We start from the raw sequence: 10,116 nt of genomic DNA, 5'->3' as shown, positions 1-10,116 counted from the left end.
GTTGATAGGCCGGATCTGGAAGCCAGGTAACTGGTGGAGGTGACCGGTACTAATAGGCCGAGGGCTTGTCCTCAGTTGCTCGCGTCCACTGTGTTGGTTCTGAAACCACGAACAGCCCCACGTTGCCACACGTGGTGCGGCGTTCAGTTTCATAGTGTTTCGGTGGTCATAGCGTGAGGGAAACGCCCGGTTACATTTCGAACCCGGAAGCTAAGCCTCACAGCGCCGATGGTACTGCAGGGGGGACCCTGTGGGAGAGTAGGACACCGCCGAACAATTCTTCAAAGGTCGGATCCTGAACTTCGGTTCAGGGTCCGACCTTTTTTTGTTTCGCGTAACGTGTCGTTCACGTCGCGCGCCCAGCATCCCAGGCATGGGAACTGCAGCAATGCTCAGGGCCGCCGGCGTCGGAGCCGGGGACGAGGTCGTCGTACCGGCCTTCGGAAACGTCGAGGTGGCCGGGGCCGTGACCCTGGCAGGAGCGCTCCCGGTCTTCGCCGACATAGATCCGGTGACCTACTGCCTCGACCCGGACCCGGTCGAGGCTGCCGTAACGACGCGTACCGCCGCGGTCGTTGCCGTACACCGCTTCGGACGGCGGGCCGATGTCGGGCGGTTGCACGCGCTCGGGCACCGGCACGGGCTGCTGGTGCTGGAGCAGGGCGAATCCGAGGCGCCGTACGACGAAATGGCGCAGCGCAGGGAACGTGCCGCGTATCTCGACGCCAAGCTCAAGGGTGTACGGACACCCGACGGCGGCGACGGGCACACCTACCAGCAGTACGTCGTACGGGTTCCGGGGAACGGCCGGCCGGACCGGGACGCATTCGCGCGTGCCCTGCGGGCCAGGGGAGTTGAGTGCCGGGTGCCGGTGAAGACCCCCGCGCACCGGCTGCCGGAGTTCCGCCGGTGTGTGTCATTGCCGCAGACCGAGCTGGCCGCCGACGAGACGCTCGCGCTTCCCGTGGACGCCTCGCTCACCAAGCGGGAGATGCAGCGCATCGTGTCCGCCTGCAACGCACTCGGCGGACTGCTCCAGCCCGCCTTCTGAACAGTCACCGAACGCATTTGGGAAGTCGGGACTGTTCGGGGTACAGTTTCTTCGTCGCCGCGGGGGAAACCCCGAGAGTGACAGGCCCCTATAGCTCAGTCGGTAGAGCGTCTCCATGGTAAGGAGAAGGTCAACGGTTCGATTCCGTTTGGGGGCTCAGGAAAAAGGCCCCACCCGTTCCGGGTGGGGCCTTTTCTCATGCCTCCTTGTGGATTCCCGGAACCCGCATGGCCAGAATCGCCATGTCGTCGGACGGCGCGTCCGACGCGAAGCGCTCCACCGCGCGCATGATGCGCGCCGCCACCGCGCCCGCCGTGAGACCCGTGCAGGTGGTGAGGACGTCGGCGAGGCCGTCGTCGCCCAACATGCGGGTGCCCTCGCGGCGTTCCGTGACGCCGTCCGTGACGCAGAGCAGCACGTCACCGGGGTCGAGGGTGAACGTCTCCTCGTACAGCTCCAGGTCCTCCATGACGCCCAGCAGGGGCTGCGGTTCGGCCGCCGCCACCACCGTGCCGTCCTGGCGCAGGCGCAGCGGGAGCGGGTGCCCGGCGCAGACCACCTTCAATTCGGCGCTGCCGTCCTGCTGCGGGCGCAACTCGCCGTAGAGGAGGGTCAGGAAGCGGCTGCGATCGCCTTCGTCGAGGATCGCGGAGTTGAGGCGCTCCAGGACCGCCGGGCCGCTGAGGCCCTCGCGGGCCAGCAGGCGCAGCGCGTGCCGGGCGAGGCCGGTGACCGCCGCCGCGTTGGGGCCCGTACCGCAGACGTCACCGATGGCGAAGCCGTACGCGCCCTCGCCGATAGGGAAGACGTCGTAGAAGTCGCCCCCGACCTCGTTGCCCTCGCCGGCCGCGCGGTAGATGACCTCGACCTCGATGCCGTCGATGTGCGGGGTGCCGGGCGGGAGCAGGCTGCGCTGGAGGGCCTGGCTGATGGCCGTGCGCTCCGAGTACAGGCGGGCGTTGTCCAGGGCGAGGGCGGCCCGGCGGCTCAGGTCCTCGGCGAGTTCCAGGATTTCCTGGCGGAAGTGCTCGTCGGTGGGCTTGCCGAGGGTCAGCATGCCGATGACGCGGTTGCGGGCCACGAGTGGCAGTACGACCGTCTCGCCGCCGACCGCGCCGGCCGTGGCCAGCGTCGGGCCGATGCCGGAGGTGACCTGGTGCGTGGGGCTGCCGGTCAGTCCGAGGCTGCGCATGGAGGAGCGCAGGGCGGCCTGGTGGGCGACCTCGCCGGGGGCGCTCCAGACGCGGGCGCCGGGGGTCGGTACCGGGTCCGGCGGCGGGACCTTCGACAGCAGCGACTTGATGCCGTCGATGAGTTCCTCGTCCTCGTGCAGAACGTAGGAGAGGTAGGGCTCGGAGGCCTGGTCGGCGATCGTGTACACCGCGCACCAGGTGGCCAGCGTCGGCACCGTCATCTGGGCCATCAGCGCCAGGGTCTGGTCGCGGTCGAGGGTGCCGGCCAGCAGGTCGGAGGCCTCGACCAGGAAGCTCAGGGAGCCGCGGCGCAGCCGCTCCAGCTCGCCGAGGCGGGCCGACTCGACGGCCAGGGCGATCCGGTCGGCGGCGAACTGCAGGCGCAGTGCCTCCTCGTTGGAGTACCGGCCGGGCGCCTCCGCGGCGACGCCGAGGGAGCCGGTGAGGCGGCCCTCGACCTTCAGCGGGACCGTGACGACCGAGCGCATGCCGGTGCCGGCCAGGAGGGGTACGGCGCCGGGTACGGCCGCCAGGTCGTCGTGGACGGCGGGCATGCGCGCGGAGCCGTAGCGGCCCGGGCCGGCTTCGACGGGGACGCGGGCGAAGCGCTGGCGGGCGGAGGGCAGGCCGGTGGAGGCCCGGACCTCCAGCTCCGTCTCGTCGTCGGTGGCGAGCAGCAGGAACGCGGAGTCGGCGTCGAGCATGTCGCGGGCGCGTTCCACCGTGCGCTGCAGCAGGCCGTCGAGGTCGTCCGGGGCGGGGGAGCCGATGAACACCTCGAAGGGGTCGGTGCTCTGCCCGTCGGCGGACGGGGCCTGGTCGGAGGCCGGTACGCGCGACGGCGTCTGCAGGACGGCGCGTTCGTGGTCCCGTACCAGGAGGCAGACGGTGGAGGGCTCTCCGCCGGTGTCGCGGACCCTGAGGTGGGAGGCGTACACCCGGACCACCCGGCCGTCGGCGCCGCGGACGCCATAGCTGCCCTCCCAGCGCGAGAGCTGGAGCGCCTCGGCGACGCCGGTGCCGGTGCCCGGGGTGTGCGGCCAGGCCGCGAGTTCCGTCAGGGGTTTGCCGATGACCTCGGCCGCCGGGTAGCCGAAGATTTCCTCGGCGTCCTCGTTCCAGGCGCTGAGGGCCCCCTTCCGGTCGATCTGGAGGACCGCGACGCGGACCCGGCCGTCGGCCAGCGGGAGGAGGTCGGCGGGGAGGGGCGGGCCGGCCGTGCGGGTACCGACCGCACGTTCGGGCAGGTTGAGCTGGAACCAGACGTTCTTGTGGGTGGGGGTGTACTCCACGCCCCAGCGGGTGGCCAGCGCCGCGCACAGTTGCAGGCCGCGGCCGCCCTCGCGGTCGGGGTTGCCCATGGTGGCGACGGCGTTCTGGAGGGGGACCTCGCGCTCCGGGTAGCGGTCGGAGACCTCGATGCGCACGCCGTCGTCGGTGCGCAGGCAGAGCACCTCCGCGTGAGTGCCCGCGTGGACGACGGCGTTCGTCACCAGCTCGCTGGTGAGGACGACCGCGTCGTCGACGATGTCGGCGAAGCCCCAGCCCTGGAGGGTGTCGCGGACGAAGGACCGGGCGGTCGCGACCGATCGCCCGACGGGCTCGAAGCTGGCGGCCGCGCGGGCGGTGATCACAGAACTCCTCGGCCGATTGTCGACAAACAGGTCTACGGGGCCGGCCGGCTCACGCCGCTGCTGCGGCATCGGCTCACCCGTCGGCTGTGGCTCCGGGGGCTGTCCCCCGGGGATCAGTCCGGTGGTCATGGTCTGCGGCCGCCCCTCCGATGCCCGCTCGTTCTCGTGCCACCGCCCAGGCCGGTCGGACCGGTGCGGCTGGACAGCCGCATGCAAGGTTACTTACCTTCACCGTCCGAGCGGATGCCGGTGGCCGGTGATTACCCCCCAGGGTGTGCGGACGATGTGCGAAGCTGCCGAACTGTTATGGCCTGGTTCGGCCGGGGTGAAACACTGGGCAAGCTTGTGATGAAGGCCGGACCGGGCCGCGTGTGTTCCGTGCACGGTGGGCAGCAGCCCTTGGTGCGGCCGGATCTCGTCTGGCAGAAATACGCAGCAGTAACCGGTACGCGGAAGTAACCGGTATGCCGATGTCGGCACGCCGGGGCCGAAGCGGCCGAGCACAGCAGTGACGGTCTACCCCTCCGGGAGGGACACAGTGGAGTCTGGCGCGGCGACGCGAGGCACGAAGACGCGCGCGAAAGGCGGACCGTCCCTGGGCAGGAGCGGAGGTACCACCGCCGTGGACACAGCTGCCCTGAACCGGCTGCTGACCGCGCTCGTGTCGATGCGGGACGGGAACTTCCGCAAGCGGCTCACGGTCTCCGGGGACGGCGTGATGTCGGAGATCGCGGCCGTCTTCAACGAGGTCGCCGACCGGAACATGCATCTGACCGGTGAGCTGTCGCGGGTGCGGCGCATGGTGGGACGTGAGGGAAAACTCACAGAACGGCTGGAGACGGGGGCCTGCGAGGGCTCCTGGGCGGCCGCCATCGACAACTCCAACGCGCTGGTGGACGATCTCGTCCGGCCCGTCTCGGAGGTCAGCCGGGTCCTCACTGCGGTCGCCGACGGTGATCTGTCGCCGCGCATGGAACTGCGGACGCAGGCGCCCGACGGTGGTACGGGGCATCCGCTGCGCGGTGAGTTCCTGAAGGTCGGCCGTACCGTCAACAACCTGGTCGACCAGTTGTCGACGTTCACGGACGAGGTCACGCGCGTGGCCAGCGAGGTCGGCACCGAGGGCAAGCTCGGTGGCCAGGCCCAGGTGCGCGGTATGTCGGGTTCGTGGAAGGACCTGACCGAGTCCGTCAACACCATGGCGAACCGGCTGACCGCGCAGGTGCGCGACATCGCGCTGGTGACGACGGCGGTCGCCCGCGGTGATCTGTCCCGCAAGGTCACGGTCCATGTGGCCGGCGAGATGCTGGAGCTGAAGAACACCGTCAACACGATGGTGGAGCAGCTGTCGTCCTTCTCCTCCGAGGTCACGCGGGTGGCCCGGGAGGTGGGTACCGAGGGCATCCTGGGCGGTCAGGCGCAGGTGCCCGGGGTGGCCGGTGTGTGGAAGGAGCTGACCGACTCCGTCAACACGATGGCCGGCAATCTGACCGCCCAGGTGCGGGGGATCTCGCAGGTCACGACGGCAGTGGCCAACGGTGACCTGTCGCAGAAGGTGACGGTTCCGGCGCGCGGCGAGGTGGCTCAGCTCGCCGAGACGATCAACCAGATGACCGAGACGCTGCGGATCTTCGCCGACGAGGTCACGCGGGTGGCGAACGAGGTCGGCGGGGAGGGGCGGCTCGGCGGCCAGGCGAACGTGCCGGGCGCGGCCGGTACGTGGAAGGACCTGACGGACTCCGTCAACACGGTGTTCCGGAACCTGACCACACAGGTGCGCGACATCGCCGCGGTGACGACCGCCGTGGCCAGTGGTGACCTGTCGCAGAAGGTCACCGTGGATGTGGCCGGCGAGATGCTGGAGCTGAAGAACACCGTCAACGGCATGGTGGACCAGCTGTCGGCGTTCGGTGCCGAGGTGACGCGGGTCGCTCGGGAGATCGGTGTCGAGGGTGAGCTGGGCGGCCAGGCGCAGGTGCCGGGCGCGGCCGGTACGTGGAAGGACCTGACGGACTCCGTCAACACCGCGTTCCGCAACCTGACCGGGCAGGTGCGCAACATCGCCCAGGTGACCACGGCGGTGGCCAACGGCGACCTGTCCCAGAAGGTCACCGTCGACGTCTCCGGCGAGATGCTCCAGCTGAAGAACACCGTCAACCGGATGGTGGACCAGCTGTCGAGCTTCGCCGATCAGGTGACGCGGATGGCACGGGACGTGGGCACGGAGGGCCGCCTGGGCGGCCAGGCCCGGGTGGACGGCGTCTCGGGTACCTGGAAGGAGTTGACGGACTCCGTCAACTTCATGGCCGGCAACCTGACCTCACAGGTGCGGCAGATCGCCCAGGTGACGACGGCCGTCGCGCGCGGTGACCTGTCGCAGAAGATCGATGTCGACGCGCGCGGCGAGATCCTCGAGCTGAAGAACACGATCAACACGATGGTTGATCAGCTGTCCGCCTTCGCCGACCAGGTGACCCGGGTCGCCCGGGACGTGGGTACCGAGGGCCGCCTCGGCGGGCAGGCGCAGGTGCCCGGTGTCGCCGGTGTGTGGCGGGACCTCACCGACTCGGTGAACGGCATGGCCGGCAACCTCACCGCCCAGGTGCGCAACATCGCCCAGGTCGCCACCGCCGTGGCCCGCGGTGATCTCTCGCAGAAGATCACCGTGGACGCGCGCGGGGAGATCCTGGAGCTGAAGAACACCCTGAACACGATGGTCGACCAGCTGTCGTCGTTCGCCCAGGAGGTCACGCGGGTGGCCCGTGAGGTGGGCACGGAGGGCATGCTCGGCGGTCAGGCAGAGGTCCAGGGTGTCTCCGGCACCTGGAAGGACCTCACGCAGTCCGTGAACTTCATGGCGAACAACCTGACGATCCAGGTGCGCAACATCGCCGAGGTCACGACCGCGGTCGCCAAGGGTGATCTGTCCAAGAAGATCACCGTTGACGCGAAGGGCGAGATCCTCGAGCTGGTCACGACGGTCAACACGATGGTTGATCAGCTCTCGAGCTTCGCCGAGCAGGTGACCCGGGTGGCCCGTGAGGTGGGCACCGAGGGCATCCTGGGCGGCCAGGCGCACGTGCCGGGCGTCACGGGCATCTGGAAGGACCTCAGCAACAACGTCAACCTGATGGCCAACAACCTGACCATGCAGGTGCGCAACATCTCCCAGGTCGCCGCGGCCGTCGCCAACGGTGACCTGACGCGTCAGGTGACGATCGAGGCGCGCGGTGAGGTCGCACAGCTCGCCGACACGATCAACACCATGGTGAAGACGCTGAGTTCCTTCGCCGATCAGGTCACCAAGGTGGCCCGCGAGGTGGGCACGGACGGCATCCTGGGCGGCCAGGCGCACGTACCGGGTGTGGCCGGCACCTGGAAGGACCTCACGGAGTCCGTGAACCAGATGGCGTCCAACCTGACCGGGCAGGTGCGCAACATCGCCATGGTCACCACGGCCATCGCCAAGGGCGACCTGACCAAGAAGATCGACATTGACGCGCGCGGCGAGATCCTTGAGCTGAAGACGACGATCAACACGATGGTCGATCAGCTGTCCAGCTTCGCCGAGGAGGTCACGCGGGTGGCCCGTGAGGTGGGCACCGAAGGCCAGCTGGGCGGTCAGGCACGGGTGCGTGACGTCGACGGCACCTGGCGGGACCTGACCGAGTCGGTGAACGAGATGGCCGGGAACCTGACCCGGCAGGTGCGTGCCATCGCGCGCGTGGCGACCGCGGTGACCCGCGGCGACCTGAACCTGAAGATCGACGTCGACGCGTCCGGCGAGATCCAGGAACTGCAGGACTACATCAACAAGATGATCGCCAACCTGCGCGACACCACGATCGCCAACAAGGAGCAGGACTGGCTCAAGGGCAACCTCGCCCGCATCTCCGCGCTCATGCAGGGCCGCCGGGACCTGGAGGACGTGGCCTCGCTGATCATGAGCGAGCTGACGCCGGTGGTGTCCGCGCAGCACGGCGCGTTCTTCGTGGCGATGCCGCTCATGGAGGGCAAGGAGGTGGTCGACGGCGAGGAGCACTACGAGCTGCGGATGCTGGGCGCGTACGGCTACTCGATGGGCTCCATGCCGACGTCGTTCCGGCCCGGTGAGGCGCTGGTCGGCACGGCCGCCCAGGAGCGGCGCACGATCCTGGTGGAGAACGCGCCCAGCGGCTATCTGAGGATCTCCTCCGGGCTCGGCGAGGCCCCGCCCGCGCAGGTGATCGTGCTGCCGGTGCTCTTCGAGGGCACGGTCCTCGGCGTGATCGAACTGGCGTCCTTCACGCCGTTCACGCAGATCCAGAAGGACTTCCTCAACCAGATCGCCGAGATGATCGCGACCAGCGTCAACACCATCTCGGTCAACACCAAGACCGAGCAGTTGCTGAAGCAGTCGCAGGAGCTGACCGAGCAACTGCGCGAACGGTCGGCGGAGTTGGAGAACCGGCAGAAGGCGCTGCAGTCCTCCAACGCCGAACTGGAGGAGAAGGCCGAGTTGCTGGCCCGGCAGAACCGGGACATCGAGGTGAAGAACACCGAGATCGAGGAGGCCCGGCAGGTCCTGGAGGAGCGCGCCGAGCAGCTCGCGGTGTCGATGCGCTACAAGAGCGAGTTCCTCGCGAACATGTCGCACGAGCTGCGCACCCCGCTCAACTCGCTGCTGATCCTGGCCAAGCTGCTCGCCGACAACGCCGAGGGCAACCTGTCGCCCAAGCAGGTGGAGTTCGCGGAGACCATTCACGGCGCCGGCTCCGACCTGCTCCAGCTGATCAACGACATCCTCGACCTGTCGAAGGTCGAGGCGGGCAAGATGGACGTCTCCCCGACGCGCATCGCGCTGGTCCAGCTCGTGGACTACGTGGAGGCCACCTTCCGGCCGCTGACCGCCGAGAAGGGCCTGGATCTGTCCGTACGGGTCTCCCCGGAGCTGCCGGCGACCCTGCACACCGACGAGCAGCGGTTGCTGCAGGTGCTGCGCAATCTGCTGTCCAACGCGGTGAAGTTCACCGACTCCGGGTCGGTGGAACTGGTGATCCGGCCCGCCGGATCGAATGTGCCGCCGTCCATCCGGGAGCAGCTGCTGGAAGCCGGTTCGCTGACCGATCCGGACGGGGAGCTGATCGCGTTCTCGGTGACCGACACCGGCATCGGCATCGCGGCCAGCAAAATGCGGGTGATCTTCGAGGCGTTCAAGCAGGCGGACGGCACGACCAGCCGCAAGTACGGCGGCACCGGCCTCGGGCTGTCCATCTCGCGGGAGATCGCGCAACTGCTCGGGGGCGAGATCCACGCGCAGAGCGAACCGGGCCGCGGCTCGACGTTCACGCTGTACCTGCCGCTGCACCCGAGCGAACTGCCGCCGCAGGGCTACCAGCAGTCCGTGCCCCCGCTGGAGGCCGGTGAGCTGGTCGCCTCCCGGGTGGAGCAGTCCTCGGAGCTGTCCGCGGTGGAGATCGAGACCCCGGCCGAGGTGAAGTCGTACCGAGAGACGCAGAACGGGCCCGCGGCGCTGTTCCGGCGCCGCCGGCGGACCCTGCCGCGGGGCGAACAGCGGTCCGAGCAGTGGACGGCGGTCCCGGAGCAGGAGAGCCCGCCGCAGTCCGCCCGGTCGGTGCGGTTCGGCGGCGAGAAGGTGCTGATCGTGGACGACGACATCCGGAACGTGTTCGCGCTCACCAGCGTCCTGGAGCAGCACGGGCTGTCGGTGCTGTACGCCGAGAACGGCCGGGAGGGCATCGAGGTGCTGGAGCAGCACGACGACGTGGCGGTCGTCCTGATGGACATCATGATGCCGGAGATGGACGGGTACGCGACGACCACGGCGATCCGCAGGATGCCGCAGTTCGCCGGGCTGCCGATCATCGCGCTGACCGCCAAGGCGATGAAGGGCGACCGGGAGAAGGCGATCGAGTCGGGCGCTTCCGACTACGTGACCAAACCGGTCGACCCCGACCACCTGCTCACGGTGATGCAGCAGTGGATGGGCACGGAGTGACCGCGGGGCGTGCGGTGACCGCGAGGCGCGCGGTGTCCGCGAGGGACGGAGCGGCGGCGCGGGGCGCGGCGGGCGGAACGGAGGTGGACGTCGCGGGAACCTCGGGCGTGCGCCGGGAGTTGTCCGGGCGCGGGGATCGTGGACGTGTGGGAATCCCGGATTCCGGGAACTATCCGGGCTCCCACCGCGTTTGCGTTGCGTGCACAGTGACATCACGGTGACAGGGTGTGGCGACAGGCG

At 69.1% G+C, this 10,116-nt stretch carries 3 protein-coding genes, 1 tRNA gene and 1 rRNA gene; 4 read left to right on the top strand and 1 reads right to left on the bottom strand.

The features are described from left to right. Nucleotides 1-158: 158 nt before the first annotated feature. The 3 genes from rrf (at nucleotide 159) to AC07C1_RS06145 (ending at nucleotide 1,208) form a co-directional block, all read left to right on the top strand. Nucleotides 159-275: ribosomal RNA gene (rrf, locus tag AC07C1_RS06155) — 5S ribosomal RNA — on the top strand. 113 nt (nucleotides 276-388) lie between these two features. Further along, nucleotides 389-1,051: a DegT/DnrJ/EryC1/StrS family aminotransferase gene (locus AC07C1_RS06150; RefSeq protein ID WP_478937239.1), complete on the top strand. Its 663-nt coding sequence runs from the start codon at nucleotides 389-391 to the stop codon at nucleotides 1,049-1,051. Between the two features lie 84 nt (nucleotides 1,052-1,135). Further along, nucleotides 1,136-1,208, top strand: a tRNA-Thr gene (locus AC07C1_RS06145). A gap of 39 nt (nucleotides 1,209-1,247) precedes the next feature. Here AC07C1_RS06145 and AC07C1_RS06140 read toward each other — a convergent pair. Next, nucleotides 1,248-4,007: a SpoIIE family protein phosphatase gene (locus AC07C1_RS06140; RefSeq protein ID WP_478937214.1), complete on the bottom strand. Its 2,760-nt coding sequence runs from the start codon at nucleotides 4,005-4,007 to the stop codon at nucleotides 1,248-1,250. A gap of 409 nt (nucleotides 4,008-4,416) precedes the next feature. Here AC07C1_RS06140 and AC07C1_RS06135 point away from each other — a divergent pair, with 409 nt between their 5' ends. Then, entirely contained in the window at nucleotides 4,417-9,876 is a 5,460-nt protein-coding gene (locus AC07C1_RS06135; protein ID WP_478937212.1) for a HAMP domain-containing protein, read from the top strand. Nucleotides 9,877-10,116: the final 240 nt, after the last annotated feature.

It is taken from the genome of Streptomyces sp. NPDC045022 (assembly GCF_056432605.1).
This window is presented reverse-complemented; position numbering and strand designations above follow the sequence as displayed.

Excerpts from the sequence above, each read along its gene's own strand:
- AC07C1_RS06150 (WP_478937239.1), top strand. The coding sequence starts at position 389 with ATGCTCAGGGCCGCCGGCGTCGGAGCCGGGGACGAGGTCGTCGTACCG.
- AC07C1_RS06140 (WP_478937214.1), bottom strand. The coding sequence starts at position 4,007 with ATGACCACCGGACTGATCCCCGGGGGACAGCCCCCGGAGCCACAGCCG.